We start from the raw sequence: 15,177 nt of genomic DNA on the forward strand, positions 1-15,177 counted from the left end.
CCCCAAAGGTTAGATTTTGACTCTAACTTTTGGGGTGCACAACATTTTCTCAAAGGTGGGTTTTTAGCGTGGAACGGTTTAGCGAAGTCCGTTATGATTATAAAAATAGATATGAAGGGGTATGGGATAGCATGAAACGTCTTACATTCCTAATTACAATGCTACTTACACTCAACCTTGGTTCGTGCTCCAACTCAGATGCCGGTATAAAAACGGAAATCCTTGTGGCTGCCGCTTCAAGCATGACACCTGCGTTAACGGATATTGCCGCCAAATTCGAAGAGACCAATAAAGATATTAAAGTTACGTTTACTTTTGGATCTTCGGGAAAACTTGCCCAGCAGATAAAAGGCGGTGCGCCTGTCGATGTTTACATTTCTGCGAACAGTACAGACATGGATATACTTGAGAAAGCAGATAAAATTGAACGAAACACGCGTGCAACAATCACAAAAAATACGTTGGTTGTCATTCAGCAAAAAGGTGGCGTGCATTCACTGTTGAATGCGGAGAATCCGTTAATGACTGAAGAGACCCACTTTGCCATAGGTAACCCGGATACTGTCCCAGCTGGAATCTACGCAAAGGAAGCACTTGTGAAAATGGGGAAATGGGAAGGACTTGAACCAACGTTTGTCTTCGGCAAAGACGTACGCCAGGTATTAACGTTTGTCGAAACAGGAAATGCCGAGATGGGCATTGTTTTTACAAGCGACGCAGAGTCGTCTGATAGAGTAGAAGTTATCTTGGAAATTGATCCGGCACTGCATTCTTCTGCTGATTATCCGGGCGCAATTGTGGCGTCTACAGAACAGCGGGAAGCAGCACATGCCTTTCTCGACTACATGAAGACACAGAAGGTCCAAGAGGTCCTGGTTGACTACGGATTTACAAACTAAAAGGGGGAATATAGCCAATGGGAGACATCAGTTACGGGCCGCTCATACTCTCGATTAAAGTCGCGGCCATCGCGACAATCATCGTCTTTCTCACGGGTACGTTCCTCGCGCACACATTCGCCAAGAAAAACTTCTTTGGAAAGACCATCATTGAAGCATTCTTCCTGCTACCACTTGTATTACCGCCGACTGTTGTCGGATTTGGACTTCTAATCCTTTTCGGTAAAGAGCAGCTCCTAGGGAAATGGTTGTATGAATATGCACAACTCCAAATTGTCTTCTCGTGGATTGGGGCCGTTATCGCTTCAACCATTGTCGCATTTCCACTCATGTATCAAAGTGCATCGGCTGCATTTAAACAAGTCGATGGGAAACTAGAAGCCGCAGCTCATACATTGGGTGCTTCGAAATGGCGCGTTTTTCGAACGATTACGTTTCCACTTGCATGGCCAGGTTTGTTAGCGGGGGTCGTTTTAACGTTCGCCAGGGCGCTCGGTGAGTTTGGAGCAACACTTATGATAGCGGGTTATATTCCAGGAAGGACAGACACCATCCCAATGGCTATCTACTTTGCGGTTGAAGCGGGGGACATGAACACGGCGACATTCTGGGTAATTATCATCATCGCTCTAGGGTTTAGCACAATACTTTGGCTTAGCTGGTGGTCGAACCGCAATTTACGCCGCTTCACTGTGAAAAGGAAAGGGGGGACTTCCCGAAATGCTTGACGCACACCTCGTCAAAAAACTACCGGATTTTACAATTGATGTAGAGCTTGAAACTGCTAAAGGGGAAGTAAGTGTTTTATTTGGACCATCGGGTTCTGGCAAAACGACTTGTCTCGATATGATTGCAGGTCTCGTTCATCCCGATTCAGGTTATATTCGTATGAGGGATAACACTTATTTTTCAGCAGCTGAAAAGTCTCGCCGAACTGAAAAACGCAACGTCGGATATGTCATGCAGGACTATGCTTTATTCCCTCATATGACGACAGAGAAGAATGTTCAATACGGCATGAAGTCTACGTGGAAAACTGAAAAAGCGCTACTGCTTCTTGAACGATTCGGAATCCATCATCTGCGAAACGCGTACCCTCATGAAATGTCTGGCGGCGAGAAACAACGAACCGCAATCGCCCGGGCACTTGCGACGGAACCTGATATCCTTCTTCTGGATGAACCACTGTCTGCCCTTGACGATAAGGCGCGTCATGACGCTCTTAAAGTCATTACAGATATTCAAGGTGAATTGAATATCCCAATTATTATGGTGACGCATAATTTGATGGAGGCAGAGAAAGTCGCAACGCATATATATCGATTCGAAAAAGGTCGCTTAATCTAGTCCGCTTTGGACAGAGTAAGCGGCCTTTTTATTAGGGGATTCCCCGCATCAAATAGGCACATCCCTACTGATTTTTCAACCAGAAGGCGCCTATATGATAGGTGTGCGCTTTTCAGCTTCATGTTTTGTCTGGGTTTCTCATTTTTGCAATGTGGCCGTTTACCAGATTGGTTCACGTCTGGAGTGTACCGTTGAATTATGTAGGAAGAAGCTATATCCTATATAGAAGGAACCATGAAAACCAATGAACGAAAAAAGGCAACGCTGCCTTTTTTCTATATAGGGAGAAATAGGAATGGATGAACCATTAAGATTTAATTATCAGCAAGAAATAGAGCGGTTACAATCATTTTTCGGTTTCGACTTTGTCGCACTTGCACTAGTTGAGTCAGCGGAAATGCGTTTCGCCCATAAATGGAAATACGTAACAGGCAATCACAGCAGCCGCTATAGACGTATCACTTTGCAAACAGGAAAAGGTGTTGCTGGGTATGTTTTTAAATCAGGAAAACCACTTTTTGTTCACGATGTAGACGTGGAACTTGATTCAATGGATCTGTTTAACTATCCGCTAATTGTTTCAGAAGACATAAAAAGTTTCGGAGCGATACCTCTTTATAAATACAATCGCGTCAACGGTGTGTTATTTGTAGCTTATCGAGAGAAAAAAAAGATGACTGCAGAAGAATTTTTAGAATTTATAAATCATGTCGGTCTGAGATTCGGTCCGTATTATAATGAGGAGATGGTAAAACAGTGATGCGTTTCGGGAGTTTTCAGTTGACAGACTTGTTAATGAAAATGTACGACAATTCAGCTGAGGCCATCTTCTTTTTTGACTCAGCTGGAAAAATAATTGACATGAATAGTGCAGCCAAACTTATTGTAGGCGCGGAAGTACTGGATGGAATGATTGCGGGAGATGTAAAATCAATTTGCGCGACATGCAAAGGCTATACGAGTGAAACGGAACTTCAGACATGCCTATCCTGCTATTTGGTAAGCCCACAAAATGATTTCAGCTCATTTCAAGTTTACCTGGATACGCAAGGCAAAGGAATAACTCCGTACACGGCAAGTTACCAAACCATTGATGAAGAAAATGGAATCCGTGTCTTTATGTTGAGAGATTTGACGAAGCAGTACAAGACGCAAGAAACGCTTAACCAGAAAACCATGATGAAAAGTATCATTAAAGCGCAAGAAGATGAACGCAAGCGGTTGTCAAGAGAATTACATGATAGCGTAGCTCAGGAAATGTTAAGCTCCCTTGTTGATTTGCGTGTGTTGAAGTACATGAATGTCGATCCAGAGGTACTCAAAAAAATTCAACAAACGGAAGGTTCATTGATGCGTTTGCTGGATGAAATTCGTCACTTGTCCGTTGAGTTACGACCTGCTACTTTAGATGACCTTGGCCTTGAAGCAGCTTTTAGAACACATTTTAAATGGGTGGAGAAAAATTATGGTTTAATCGTACATTTTACTGCTGAACTTGAAGCTAAAAGATATGAGGGTGAAATTGAGACAGTTGTCTATCGGATTTGTCAGGAGTCAGTTCTAAATGCGCTTAAATATGCAGGAACGGACGAAGTTTTCGTTCGACTGTTTGAATCTTCAGGACATCTGAAATTGAGTGTGTACGATAAAGGGACAGGATTTGATAGAAATAAAATCACCCCAAGTGGTACGGGTCTTGGTCTTTTTGGTATGAAAGAACGCGCAGAACTGGTGAATGGCCAATTCGTTATTAAATCAATTATTGGCAAAGGTACTTCAGTACGTTTGGAAATCCCACTAATCGCAACTGAAGAAGAGGTGGAAAGTAAATGAAAATAATTATTGCAGATGACCATGCCGTCGTTCGTAGTGGATTTATGCATATTCTGAATTATCAAAGTGATATGGAAGTCGTTGCCACTGCCGCAGACGGTCTAGAAGCATACGCATTAGTCGCAAAGCACCGCCCAGATGTTTTGTTGCTGGATTTAAGCATGCCTCCTGGAGAGAGCGGACTAATTGCTACCGGTAAAATTAATGAAGATTTTCCTGAAACAAAAATTCTGATTCTGACAATGCATGATGATGAAGAGTATTTATTTCATGTGTTGAAAAATGGGGCATCGGGTTATGTTCTAAAAAATGCGCCCGATGGTGAGTTACTTGCTGCGATACGTACAGTTTACGCGGGGGATACGTTTATTCATCCTGCTATGGCCACTTCACTTGTCCGTGAGTTTGTTAAACATGGCACGGAAGTGGTAGAAGATGATCCCTTCAAGATTTTAACAAAACGTGAAATTGAGGTTCTCCCGCTTGCAGCGAAAGGTTTTGGAAATAAAGAAATTGCGGAGAAACTATATATTTCTGTTAAGACTGTTGAAGCACATAAAGCTAGAATAATGGAGAAACTTCAGTTAAAAAGCAGACCAGAGCTCGTTGAATATGCATTACGTAAAAAACTATTAAACTTTTAGCAGAGAGGTGTGTTTCAAATGGCTGAGGCACAAAAGTTTAAATTCGACTTACCGGCTCTACGCGTGTTAGAAAATGAACATCACTATCTAGCGTATTTAATGAGCGGCTGGCATACAATTGTTCTGGCTTTTGAGCGGGATATCTATACCGTCAAAGAAGGCCACGAAGCTCTAATGTCACTTCGAAAACTCATCGTCGATTTCATCGAACCATTAAAGAATCATACAGACAAAGAAGAGGGATTTTTGTTTCCGATGCTTGCACAATACGTTGGCTCGGAACAGGGACCGATCAATGCAACGTCCTTGTCATTTGACTCTATTATATGGATCGACTTAGCCTGTCTGCGGAAGTCTTCAATTCGACGGGTCAAGGGATTGTTGTAACGGATGCGTCGGGAACAATTCAATCAGTGAATCCTGCTTTTACGAAGGTAACAGGATATACCGAAGAAGAAGTAGTCGGAAGAAATCCGAATATGTACAGTTCAGGTAAACACACGAAAGAATTCTACACATCGATGTGGGGTCAAATTGGCCAAGATGGTTTATGGTAAGGTGAAATATGGAATAAACGCAAAAATGGCGAGGAATACCTAGAACACCTGTCCATTAGTGCAGTGAAAGACGGTTCAGGAGATATAACCCGTTACGTTGGAACATTCAGTGATATAACGCCGAGAGGCTAAGAGGGCATCCGGTCGTTGAGAACGGTAGCCCTCGCTTCAATTTGTAGGAGGAGTAGACATTGGGAAATCGCTATTCAAGACAAACGTTGTTTAGGCCAATTGGGGAAATTGGGCAGGATAAGTTAAGTTCTTCCCACGTCGTTGTCATTGGGTGTGGAGCTTTAGGTTCAGCTATTTCAGAGACCCTTGTCCGAGGAGGAGTGCGAAAACTGACGATTGCAGATCGGGATTATGTAGAACCGTCAAACTTGCAAAGACAACAGCTGTTTACTGAGCAAGATGCGCGGGACGGTATACCGAAAGTGATTGCTGCTGAAGCTCGGTTAAAGATGATTCGAGAAGACATTGACATTGTAACAGTGCTTGATCATGTAGATGGACCTATTATGGAACAAATTATCGCTGACGCTGACTTAATCATGGATGCGACGGATAACTTTGAAACACGTCTGCTAATAAATGATATCGCATGGAAAAATAATATTCCTTGGATTTACGGGGCTTGTGTTGGTAGTTCAGGTACGGTATTCCCATTTGTTCCCGGTCAATCCGCATGTTTCCGCTGCTTATTGCCAGTCTTGCCGTCAGTTAACGAAACCTGCGACACGTCGGGAATTATTGCACCTGCAGTGCAAATTACAGCTGCACATCAAAGTGCAGAGGCACTGAAATGGTTAACAGGGAATATAGATGCAATGCGCAAGAAGCTATTCCATTTCGATGTGTGGAACAATACTCATGTAGAAGCAGGGATTTCCCGTATGCGAAACGAAGTATGTGAGACATGCGGAAATACGCCGACGTATCCAGCGCTACATCGTGCAGGAGGAACCGGATACGCGGTATTATGCGGTCGTGATACGGTCCAGATTATACCTGAAACAGGTCGTTCATTGACGTTAGTAGATGGAGAAATAGTTGCTAAACGTCTGGGGAAACCCTATAAAATGACTCCTTTTTTTGTGGAATTTAGCGCTGAGGGCTATCGTTGTATATTGTTCAAGAATGGGCGCTTGTTAATTCACGGATTGAAGGACATGAAGATAGGTCGTAAATTATACCATCAACTTTTTGGGTAAATCGGAGGAATGGGCTTGTCGCACTTAAGTGAAACTGAAAAAGAGAAAAAACTAGTTTTTTGTGTCTTGACGACGAGTGATACACGTAATGTGTCGAATGATCGAAGTGGTTGGACAATTCGTCAAAAGCTTGAATCCGCAGGACATTATGTATTTGAATCGTGGATATGTCAAGACGATTCAACGGAAATTGAATCTATTGTCGAAGAATGGTTGAGGAATCCTAACGTAAATGCCATTATTTCAACAGGCGGTACGGGCATTGGTTTCCGTGATGTCACAATCGAAACTGTATCGCCCTATTTCACGAAAAAAATAGATGGTTTCGGCGAGTTGTTCCGTTATTTGAGCTATACGGAGGATGTCGGATCGAAGGCGTTGTTAAGCAGGGCGGCAGCAGGTGTAGTGAAAGAAAAGGCGTTTTTCGCACTACCCGGATCCGTGAAAGCAGTGGAACTTGCAATGGACAAGCTAATTTTGCCTGAGATTCACCATATAGTGCATGAACTTACAAAACACTTAGATGACTGAATCAATTTCAAAATAGGAGATTTAGTATAAAATCCGAACAATGTTGATTTACACTCCAGGCGGACGCTTTCCGCGGGCACGGCTTCAATCTCCTCGTCACTGCGTTCCTGCGGGGCTTTCAGCTCGCGCTTTTCCCGCTGGAGTCGCCGCCTTCCGTTACAATCAACGGAAATCCACGTAAACGAATAATCGATTACGAGATTTCATTAATATTAGAGTTTTCAATCAAAATGAACAATTATGAAATTAGTTCGACCGACAATAAAAAAGCTCACCTGAAGTGAGCCATAGAGCTAATTACAATTGTCTTTCATAATCGCCATTTTTCCCGCCAGTTTTACGCAAAAGCATTGTCGGGCCGATGACCATTTCTTTGCCGGCCGCTTTGCACATGTCGTAAATAGTGAGTGCAGCAGCGGAGGCAGCAGTCAGTGCTTCCATTTCAACACCGGTTACGCCTTTTGTCTTTACTTCAGCTTCGATGAGTACTTCATAATGAGCGGCTACTTCATCGATGTTCCACTCAAACTGGATATTAACACCGGTCAAAGGGATTGGGTGACACATAGGAATGATGGAAGAAGTACTTTTTGCTGCCATGATTGCCGCGACTTGAGCGACAGCGAAAACATCGCCTTTTTTGTTTGTACCTTCAGAGATTTGGGAGTGGATTTTTTCATTAACGATGATGGATGATTTGGCGATAGCTGTTCTTGTGGTTTCTACTTTATCGGAAACATCAACCATCTTTGCACGTCCTTGTTCGTTGAAATGTGTGAGCTCTGACAATGGAGTCATTCCTTTCAAGAGTACATAATAAAATTAGTATAGCAGAAGGGGAGGGAAATACATGGTGGAAATGAGAAAGCCGATTCAAGTATCGGAAGCTATCGAACTTATCATGGAGAACAAACACGTAACAAAAACAGAGATGATTCCGCTTGATCATACATATGGAAGAATACTAGCCGAACCGGTTATTGCAAAACACGATGTGCCCTCATTCAATAGATCACCGTATGATGGATTTGCGGTCCGTGCATCGGATACGGCGGGTGCATCGGGAGAGAATCGCATCAAGTTCACAGTGATTGGTGAAATAGGCGCAGGGCATGTAGCGGATCGGGGAATCGGTCGTGGAGAAGCGTACAGAATCATGACAGGTGCTCCGATTCCGGATAACGCAGATGCTGTTATTATGTTGGAACAAACGATTGAAGGACAGGATAGTTTCACAATACGAAAACCATTCAGCCGAGACGAAAATGTTTCCTTTAAAGGCGAGGACTCCAAGAAAGGCGAGCGTCTTGTGGAAGCGGGAGCGTTCATCCATCCGGGTACGATAGCACTTCTGGCAACGTTCGGTTATGCAGAAGTCAAAGTCGCGAAACGTCCCAACGTGGGCATACTGTCGACAGGCACGGAGCTGCTGGAAGTTTCCGATGAACTTGTACCGGGGAAAATTCGTAACTCGAACGGACCGATGATTGCAGCACAACTTACACGTATGGGAATTAGCTACAAATCATATGGCATGCAAGAAGATGATCTAGATGCGTGCACTGAAATCGTTGAAAAAGCGCTCATTGAAACTGATTTATTAATTACGACAGGTGGTGTTTCTGTTGGTGATTATGATTATTTACCCGCAATCTATGAACGATTGGGAGCTAGGGTTTTATTTAACAAAGTTGCGATGCGTCCGGGAAGTGTAACGACGGTCGCCGTTCTTGGTGAAAAGCTATTATTCGGTCTATCGGGAAATCCGTCCGCTTGTTTTACAGGATTTGAATTGTTTGCTAGACCCGCCATTCTTGGTATGCAAGGTGCCAACACGCCTTATATGCCGCGCATGCAAGCGAAATTAGGAGAAGATTTCGCAAAGCCAAACCCTTTTACCCGCTTCATTCGTGCATTCTGGGAAATGACGACGGAAGGTTTAGTTGCAGTACCCGCAGGTTTTAATAAATCCAATGCGGTATCATCGATTGCCCGGGGGAATTGCTTAATCGTACTTTCAAGCGGGACGCGCGGTTACACAGCGGGAACTCGAGTTGATATTTTGTTGCTAGGATCTGAACAAGGGGTTGGTGAGTGGGTATTATGAAGACACTCCAAGTTGTTGGTTATAAAAATAGCGGAAAAACGACACTTACATCGAGATGGATTTGTTTGTTGAAAAACAATGGCTTTTCAGTCGCCGTATTAAAGCATCATGGCCACGGTGGACAGCCTGCCATGCCAAATCCATCGACAGATACGATGCAGTTTTTTGGAAGTGGAGCAGACGTTTCAGTTGTTGCAGGTGGGGGTGCGGTTCAAATACTGTTGAATGAAGAGCCTGGATTCACCGAACTTAAGATGCTGGCCGCAATCAACAAACCGGATATTTTACTCATCGAAGGGTATAAGAAAGAACAAGGAGAGAAAGTAGTCCTTCTCAGAGATGCTTTGGATTGGGCGTCGTTAAGCGAATTGGATGGTATTCAGCTTGTTATCGGGTGTCCAGAAATTACAGTAGATAGTTCGCATATTGAATCAGCGCTGAATGTTGAACAGCTCGATTCGTGGTTACTTAACTGGATTGAAAAGGAGGATTGAGATGAAACCGTTTGAAATTGTTGAAACACCGATTGAACCGAAAAAGTACTCCGATTACGTTCTCCATGCCGGTGCTGGTGCTGTCACTGTGTTCACAGGGCATGTGCGGGAATGGACGCACGGAGTCCGTACATTATATTTGTCATACGAGGCGTACGTTCCGATGGCGGAAAAAAAACTGGCGGAAATCGGGGCGGAAATGGAAGCGAAATGGCCTGGCGTGAAAGCGGCAATCGCCCATAGGATTGGGGAGATGCATATTTCGGATATTGCTGTCGTCATTGCGGTGTCTTCACCGCATCGTAAAGCGGCCTATGAAGCGAATGAATATGCGATTGAACGCATCAAGGAAGTCGTACCCATCTGGAAAAAGGAAATCTGGGAAGACGGCGAGGAATGGATTGGTGGTCAGAAGAAATATCCGGAAAAGGGGATTGAGTAAATATGATTATAGTGAGTTATTTTGCGAGGTTGCGTGAACTTACTGGCAAATCTGAAGAAACAATCAATCGTGAATCAATGACTGTCCGCGAGCTGTTGGACTGGGCGGAAACGGCGTATCCAGGTTTTGGAAAAGATACCGTACATGTTGCAGTGAATGAGGAGTATGCCTTAAAAGAAGATGTTATCCAATCGGGCGATATATGTGCATTCATTCCACCGGTGAGCGGGGGATGACGAAGACGGTTGGCATCGTCCTTGCAGGTGGACAATCAAGGCGGTTCGGTTCTCCGAAAGCGTTCGCCAAACTGAGAGAGCAGTATTTTTATGAAAGAGCAAAGGATGCTCTGGCGACAATCTGTGACGAGGTCATTGTCGTGACGCAACAGAATCTTTTAGAGCGTTTTCCGGCAGACGTTGAAGTTATTATCGATAAACCTGAGTATGCAGGACTCGGTCCGCTTGCAGGGATCCTGTCCGTGATGGAATCCGTGGAAGCGGACCGCTATGCGGTGTTGCCGTGCGATATGCCGTGTATAGATAGCCAGGTCATGTTAAAGTTGGTGGAACACCACGACAAAGGTGTTACTGGGGTTGTTTCGGATGGACGGTATCATCCGCTCGTATCCATTTGGGATAAGCAATTACAACTGGCAGTGAAGGAGTCTTTGGAAAACGGTCAACTGAGTGTTATGAAATTACTGACTCATAGCGATATTATGTGGATAAATGGAAGTGTATTGACCGACGATGAAAAGCGAATGTTTACAAATGTGAATACACCGGAAGCCCTGGAAAGGGGATGAAGTTTTGGAAGCGATTCTAGATAAACTCGGACGACCGATTCGGGATCTTCGGATATCCGTGACTGATCGATGTAATTTTAGATGTGCCTACTGTATGCCGAAAGAAGTTTTTGGTGATGATTATGTGTTTCTTCCGAAAAACGAACTTCTTTCCTTTGAAGAAATCGAGCGGTTCGCCAAATTGTTTGCTTCACTTGGCGTGAAGAAGCTTCGTTTGACAGGTGGTGAACCGCTTATGCGACGTGATCTGCCGAAATTAGTTGAAAAGCTGATGAAGATTGAAGGGATTGAAGATATCGGTTTGACGACAAACGGTGTGTTGCTCAAACAATACGCCCAGCCCCTTTATGAAGGAGGTCTTCGAAGGTTGAACATGAGTCTCGATGCACTTGACTCAGATGTTTTTGGAAAACTGAATGGTCGAGGGTTTAAACCGGAATTAATCCTTTCGAATATTGATTATGCGCAAAAGATTGGCTTTGAAATCAAAGTGAATATGGTTGTTCAAAAAGGCGTCAATGAAGGCGAAATCCTACCAATGGCCGCTTATTTTAAAGAGCGGGGTATCACGCTGCGATTCATCGAATTCATGGACGTCGGCAATGATAATGGGTGGAGCTTCGAAAAAGTCGTCACGAAAAAAGAGATTTATGACATGATTTCTGCCGTCCACGATATTGAACCGGCGGAAGAGGATTATTATGGTGAAGTTGCGAAGAGGTATAGATACTTGGATAATGGGGCGCAAGTGGGTTTCATAACTTCTGTTTCGGAGTCGTTTTGTTCTACATGCACACGTTCTAGGCTGTCATCGGACGGAAAATTGTATACGTGTTTGTTTGCGTCGGAAGGATTCGATGTAAGGGAATTGATCCGCAGTGGAATGACAGATGCAGAATTGCTCGATGCCATCACAAGAGTGTGGGAACGTCGCGGCGATCGCTATTCGGATGAACGCACTGAACAAACAGCGAAAAACCGGAAGAAAATCGGGATGAGTTATATAGGTGGGTGAGAAGGACAATATGTGTCGGGCGTTGTTTAGTACACTAGAAACGTTGCTTCCTCCATTAAAAAGTAAAAGCGGGTTACCTTATCTCCAAGGTAATCCGCTTTTGAAATTTAAGTTCTTTATTACCCTTCATCTTCCACAACAACTGACCGTCCTTTGAGTTTCAATAACATTGGAATGACAAGCCATAATGCAGCTACAATGATGAAAATAAGTGATAGCGGCTTTGTGAAGAAGATGCTGAATTCACCGTTTGAAATGGTGAGTGCCCGTCGCATATTATTTTCAATCATTGGTCCCAGAACAAGCGCTAAAACTAGTGGAGCTACCGGATAATCATTTTTCGATAGTAAATAACCAGCTATACCACAACCAAGCAACAAGTATAAATCGAATGTCGTATACTGTACGGCATATACCCCGAAAAATGAGATTGCAATGATGATTGGTAATAAATATTTCTTAGGTGTTTGAATGACTTTTGCAAACACACGAACGAGTGGCATATTCAGTACTAACAGCATCAAGTTGCCGATAAACATACTTGCAATGAGTCCCCATGCGATATCCGGGTGCTCGTCAAAGAGAAGAGGACCTGGCTGAATATTATACATAATTAGTGCACCCATTAATATAGCTGTAGTGCCGGAACCCGGGATTCCTAATGTTAGTAAAGGAATCATTGCACCGCCGGAAGCTGCATTATTTGCCGATTCTGGACCCGCTACTCCAGCAATGTTACCTTTCCCGAAACTCTCGGGATTTTTACTGAACTTCTTCTCCGTTATATAGGAGAAGAAAGATGCGAGTGTTGCACCGGCACCTGGAAGTACTCCAATGAAAAAACCGAGTAGAGAACCGCGTACAATGGGAACAGCGCTGTCTTTCATATCTTGTTTGGTCGGAAGGATGCGGTTAATTTTTGCAATCGCTCCGTCTTCTTCATCACGCTCCAATACCGTCTTGAATACTTCACCGAGCGCAAACAATCCGACAGCAATTGTTAAGAATTCCAATCCTGAAAAGAGAATCGGTTGATTGTATGTAAAGCGGGCAATTCCTGAAACCGCATCAATGCCGATCGTTCCAAGCATAAGACCAAAAACGGTCATCATTAACGCTTTCGTCATCGACTTACCGGCGAGTCCGCTTACCGCAGCCAAACCCAATAGCATTAAGGAAAAGTATTCTGCAGGCCCGAACTTGATTGCGACGTTGGAAAGCGGTTGGGCAAGTAGTACAAGGCCAATCAGCGAAATGATTCCGGCGCAAAATGAGCCGATTGCGGAGATAGCCAGAGCTGCACCGGCACGTCCTTGCCTAGCCATTTGATAACCGTCGAGCGTCGTGACGACAGACGAAGATTCACCGGGGGTGTTCAATAAAATTGATGTTGTGGAACCCCCATACATTGCTCCGTAATAGACGCCGGCCAGTAAAATAATTGAACTGGCAGCCGCGGCCTCAGTCGGCATTCCTGAAGTAATCGTTGCTGTAACAGGGATAAGGAGGGCAACTCCGCTCATCGGACCGATGCCGGGTAACACGCCGACTGCCGTACCGATGATGACCCCGACGAATGCGAATAATAGATTATGCCATTGAAAAGCTACACTGAATCCATCGGCTAAAAATTGTAAAGTGCTCATAGCTTGACTCCTTTCACACTAAAATACGGGGAATCCCGGCAATGATCCGCCAAGAAGTTTCGAGAACAAATAATAAATTCCGAATGAAAATGCCGCTGCAATGATGAAGGAAGGAAGTAATCGTCCGCGTTCCATTGTTTGGAAAGTAATGAGTAAAAATAAGAACGTTGAGATGACGTACCCGACCTTTTCCAAAAGAAATGCATATAAAACTGCGCTGACTATGATAATAATAAATTTCTTATATTGAAGCTTCGATCCAGATGTTGTTGTTGTTTTGTATTTAAATGTTTCATATAGTAGTCGCAAACTTAAAAGAATTAGAATAACGCCAAGCCACATCGGAAAGATTTTAGGACCAACTGTTGAACCGTACGCACTGTCCGAAATTCTCTGGCTTTCGATTACAAATAAAAGACCAATCAGTAAAAAGGCGACGCTGCTGTATCGATCGAATGTTTTACTCATAGTCTTTGACACCTCCCTAAAAGAAAAGGCGGCTGCTGAAGCCGCCCGAATAATGTTATTTTTGCATTCCTAGTGCTGTTAACAATTCCACTATAACTTTGTCCTGTTCTTCCAAATAAGTCGTGAAGTCATCAGCATTTCGGTATTCACTTTCCCAACCATTCTTCTCGAGTTCCGCTTTCCATTCATCTGTTTCCACCATCTCAGCTAATTTTTTAGACCAATAATCAGTAGCTGTTGCAGACATTTCTTTTGGACCGAAAATGCCGCGCCAAATTGTGAATTCGGCGTCAATCCCTTCTTCTTTAAAAGTAGGAACTTCTGTTAATTCACCGCTAAGACGTTCTGAGGAACTGACAGCAAGGACACGGACATCACCGGATTTCATATACGCGCCTATCGTTGAGGCATCAGTAGCGATAACGTCTGCATTTCCGCCTAGTAACGCTGCGACAGCCTCTCCGCCGCCATCGTATGATACATATTTCACTGTTTTTGGATTAAGTCCATATTCAAATGCTGGTAAAACACCGACAAGATGATCCATCGATCCAGGAGCGGATCCGCCGGCAAGTGTAACCGATTTTGGATCTTTTTTGATAGCTTCCAACACATCTTTCAACGTTTTAAACTCTGAGTCTGCCTTGACGACGATTGCTCCATAGTCACGTGTCAGCTGTGCCAAAGGCGTTGTATCTTTATAGCCGTAAGGACTGTTACCTTCAGCTTTATTGTTATTGATCAAAATTGGTGGAGATTTTACAAGAAGAACGTGATCATTTTTCGCTTCTTTAGTTGCGAATTCCGCCATATAAACAACACCGCCGCCGCCTGGTTTGTTTTCAACTACTATGGACTTATCGATTAGCTTGGTTTCGCTCATCGTTTTTGAAATTGCTCTGGCAGTTAAGTCCCATCCACCGCCTGCACCGGATGGAGCGACAATTGTTATATTACTTTCCGGATACTTAGATGTAGCGCTTTCAACTTTCCCTTCAGAATCTCCTGAAGAACATGCAGCTAGGCTGAGTGCCAATATACTTGCCAAGGCAACTGTTATTAATTTTTTTCCCATCTTCTAAAAATCCCCCTTTAAATTAAAATTGGTGATAGCGCTTTCATTCGCTATCACCAATCTATCAGAATATTTATATAACTAAAAGTTAACGTTTATAAGT

At 43.7% G+C, this 15,177-nt stretch carries 19 protein-coding genes and 2 pseudogenes; 17 read left to right on the forward strand and 4 right to left on the reverse strand.

Going from position 1 to position 15,177, the window contains the following annotated elements:
* Nucleotides 1-68 precede the first annotated feature (68 nt).
* The 11 genes and pseudogenes from modA (at nucleotide 69) to AC25Y6_RS14500 (ending at nucleotide 7,022) form a co-directional block, all read left to right on the forward strand.
* Complete coding sequence (modA, locus tag AC25Y6_RS14450) at nucleotides 69-899, forward strand: molybdate ABC transporter substrate-binding protein (RefSeq protein ID WP_488143520.1); 831 nt, start codon at nucleotides 69-71, stop codon at nucleotides 897-899.
* Between the two features lie 17 nt (nucleotides 900-916).
* The gene (gene modB, locus AC25Y6_RS14455) at nucleotides 917-1,627 is read left to right on the forward strand and encodes a molybdate ABC transporter permease subunit (RefSeq protein WP_488143521.1); all 711 of its coding nucleotides are present in this window, start codon (nucleotides 917-919) and stop codon (nucleotides 1,625-1,627) included.
* Nucleotides 1,620-2,246, forward strand: a complete 627-nt coding sequence (locus AC25Y6_RS14460; protein WP_488143522.1) for an ATP-binding cassette domain-containing protein — start codon at nucleotides 1,620-1,622, stop codon at nucleotides 2,244-2,246. The genes modB and AC25Y6_RS14460 overlap by 8 nt, the downstream gene beginning before the upstream one ends.
* A 107-nt stretch (nucleotides 2,247-2,353) precedes the next feature.
* A pseudogene (locus tag AC25Y6_RS14465) lies at nucleotides 2,354-2,494 on the forward strand (respiratory nitrate reductase subunit gamma); the annotation flags it as partial.
* A gap of 47 nt (nucleotides 2,495-2,541) precedes the next feature.
* Nucleotides 2,542-3,006 carry a GAF domain-containing protein gene (locus AC25Y6_RS14470; RefSeq protein WP_488143523.1) on the forward strand — a complete coding sequence of 155 codons (465 nt, stop codon included), beginning with the start codon at nucleotides 2,542-2,544 and terminating at the stop codon, nucleotides 3,004-3,006.
* Nucleotides 3,006-4,079 (forward strand): sensor histidine kinase, encoded by a 1,074-nt coding sequence (locus tag AC25Y6_RS14475; RefSeq protein ID WP_488143556.1) that lies wholly within the window; start codon nucleotides 3,006-3,008, stop codon nucleotides 4,077-4,079. The genes AC25Y6_RS14470 and AC25Y6_RS14475 overlap by 1 nt, the downstream gene beginning before the upstream one ends.
* On the forward strand, nucleotides 4,076-4,723 hold the full coding sequence (locus AC25Y6_RS14480) for a response regulator (protein ID WP_482105642.1): 648 nt from the start codon (nucleotides 4,076-4,078) through the stop codon (nucleotides 4,721-4,723). The genes AC25Y6_RS14475 and AC25Y6_RS14480 overlap by 4 nt, the downstream gene beginning before the upstream one ends.
* 18 nt (nucleotides 4,724-4,741) lie before the next feature.
* The gene (locus AC25Y6_RS14485) at nucleotides 4,742-5,110 is read left to right on the forward strand and encodes a hypothetical protein (RefSeq protein WP_488143524.1); all 369 of its coding nucleotides are present in this window, start codon (nucleotides 4,742-4,744) and stop codon (nucleotides 5,108-5,110) included.
* Nucleotides 5,050-5,412, forward strand: a pseudogene (locus tag AC25Y6_RS14490) (PAS domain-containing protein). The gene AC25Y6_RS14485 and the pseudogene AC25Y6_RS14490 overlap by 61 nt, the downstream one beginning before the upstream one ends.
* A 59-nt stretch (nucleotides 5,413-5,471) precedes the next feature.
* Nucleotides 5,472-6,491 (forward strand): ThiF family adenylyltransferase, encoded by a 1,020-nt coding sequence (locus tag AC25Y6_RS14495; protein WP_488143525.1) that lies wholly within the window; start codon nucleotides 5,472-5,474, stop codon nucleotides 6,489-6,491.
* Between the two features lie 9 nt (nucleotides 6,492-6,500).
* Nucleotides 6,501-7,022 carry a MogA/MoaB family molybdenum cofactor biosynthesis protein gene (locus AC25Y6_RS14500; RefSeq protein WP_488143526.1) on the forward strand — a complete coding sequence of 174 codons (522 nt, stop codon included), beginning with the start codon at nucleotides 6,501-6,503 and terminating at the stop codon, nucleotides 7,020-7,022.
* 297 nt (nucleotides 7,023-7,319) lie between these two features.
* On the opposite strand, the gene moaC is transcribed toward AC25Y6_RS14500, so the two are convergent.
* Nucleotides 7,320-7,811, reverse strand: a complete 492-nt coding sequence (gene moaC / locus AC25Y6_RS14505; protein WP_488143557.1) for a cyclic pyranopterin monophosphate synthase MoaC — start codon at nucleotides 7,809-7,811, stop codon at nucleotides 7,320-7,322.
* A gap of 61 nt (nucleotides 7,812-7,872) precedes the next feature.
* Between moaC and AC25Y6_RS14510 the strand changes: the two genes are divergently transcribed.
* Genes AC25Y6_RS14510 through moaA form a run of 6 tightly spaced genes read left to right on the forward strand, consistent with a single transcriptional unit; the run spans nucleotide 7,873 to nucleotide 11,885 of the window.
* Nucleotides 7,873-9,129 carry a molybdopterin molybdotransferase MoeA gene (locus AC25Y6_RS14510; protein ID WP_488143527.1) on the forward strand — a complete coding sequence of 419 codons (1,257 nt, stop codon included), beginning with the start codon at nucleotides 7,873-7,875 and terminating at the stop codon, nucleotides 9,127-9,129.
* Nucleotides 9,126-9,623: a molybdopterin-guanine dinucleotide biosynthesis protein B gene (gene mobB / locus AC25Y6_RS14515; RefSeq protein ID WP_488143558.1), complete on the forward strand. Its 498-nt coding sequence runs from the start codon at nucleotides 9,126-9,128 to the stop codon at nucleotides 9,621-9,623. Before AC25Y6_RS14510 ends, mobB begins: the two co-directional genes overlap by 4 nt.
* Before the next feature lies 1 nt (nucleotide 9,624).
* The gene (locus AC25Y6_RS14520) at nucleotides 9,625-10,065 is read left to right on the forward strand and encodes a molybdenum cofactor biosynthesis protein MoaE (protein WP_488143528.1); all 441 of its coding nucleotides are present in this window, start codon (nucleotides 9,625-9,627) and stop codon (nucleotides 10,063-10,065) included.
* A 2-nt stretch (nucleotides 10,066-10,067) separates the two neighbouring features.
* Nucleotides 10,068-10,301: a molybdopterin converting factor subunit 1 gene (moaD, locus tag AC25Y6_RS14525; protein WP_488143529.1), complete on the forward strand. Its 234-nt coding sequence runs from the start codon at nucleotides 10,068-10,070 to the stop codon at nucleotides 10,299-10,301.
* Nucleotides 10,298-10,870, forward strand: a complete 573-nt coding sequence (mobA, locus tag AC25Y6_RS14530; RefSeq protein WP_488143530.1) for a molybdenum cofactor guanylyltransferase — start codon at nucleotides 10,298-10,300, stop codon at nucleotides 10,868-10,870. The genes moaD and mobA overlap by 4 nt, the downstream gene beginning before the upstream one ends.
* A 4-nt stretch (nucleotides 10,871-10,874) precedes the next feature.
* A complete protein-coding gene (gene moaA / locus AC25Y6_RS14535; protein WP_488143531.1) occupies nucleotides 10,875-11,885 on the forward strand; it encodes a GTP 3',8-cyclase MoaA in 1,011 nt (336 codons plus the stop codon).
* 119 nt (nucleotides 11,886-12,004) lie between these two features.
* Here moaA and AC25Y6_RS14540 read toward each other — a convergent pair whose 3' ends face one another.
* From AC25Y6_RS14540 to AC25Y6_RS14550, 3 genes are read right to left on the reverse strand one after another with little or no spacing between them, the layout of a single operon-like run.
* Nucleotides 12,005-13,531 carry a tripartite tricarboxylate transporter permease gene (locus tag AC25Y6_RS14540; RefSeq protein ID WP_482105650.1) on the reverse strand — a complete coding sequence of 509 codons (1,527 nt, stop codon included), beginning with the start codon at nucleotides 13,529-13,531 and terminating at the stop codon, nucleotides 12,005-12,007.
* An 18-nt stretch (nucleotides 13,532-13,549) separates the two neighbouring features.
* The gene (locus tag AC25Y6_RS14545) at nucleotides 13,550-13,999 is read right to left on the reverse strand and encodes a tripartite tricarboxylate transporter TctB family protein (RefSeq protein ID WP_488143532.1); all 450 of its coding nucleotides are present in this window, start codon (nucleotides 13,997-13,999) and stop codon (nucleotides 13,550-13,552) included.
* A 55-nt stretch (nucleotides 14,000-14,054) separates the two neighbouring features.
* Nucleotides 14,055-15,074 carry a Bug family tripartite tricarboxylate transporter substrate binding protein gene (locus AC25Y6_RS14550; protein ID WP_488143533.1) on the reverse strand — a complete coding sequence of 340 codons (1,020 nt, stop codon included), beginning with the start codon at nucleotides 15,072-15,074 and terminating at the stop codon, nucleotides 14,055-14,057.
* Nucleotides 15,075-15,177 lie beyond the last annotated feature (103 nt).

Source organism: Sporosarcina sp. Y1004 (genome assembly GCF_057669665.1).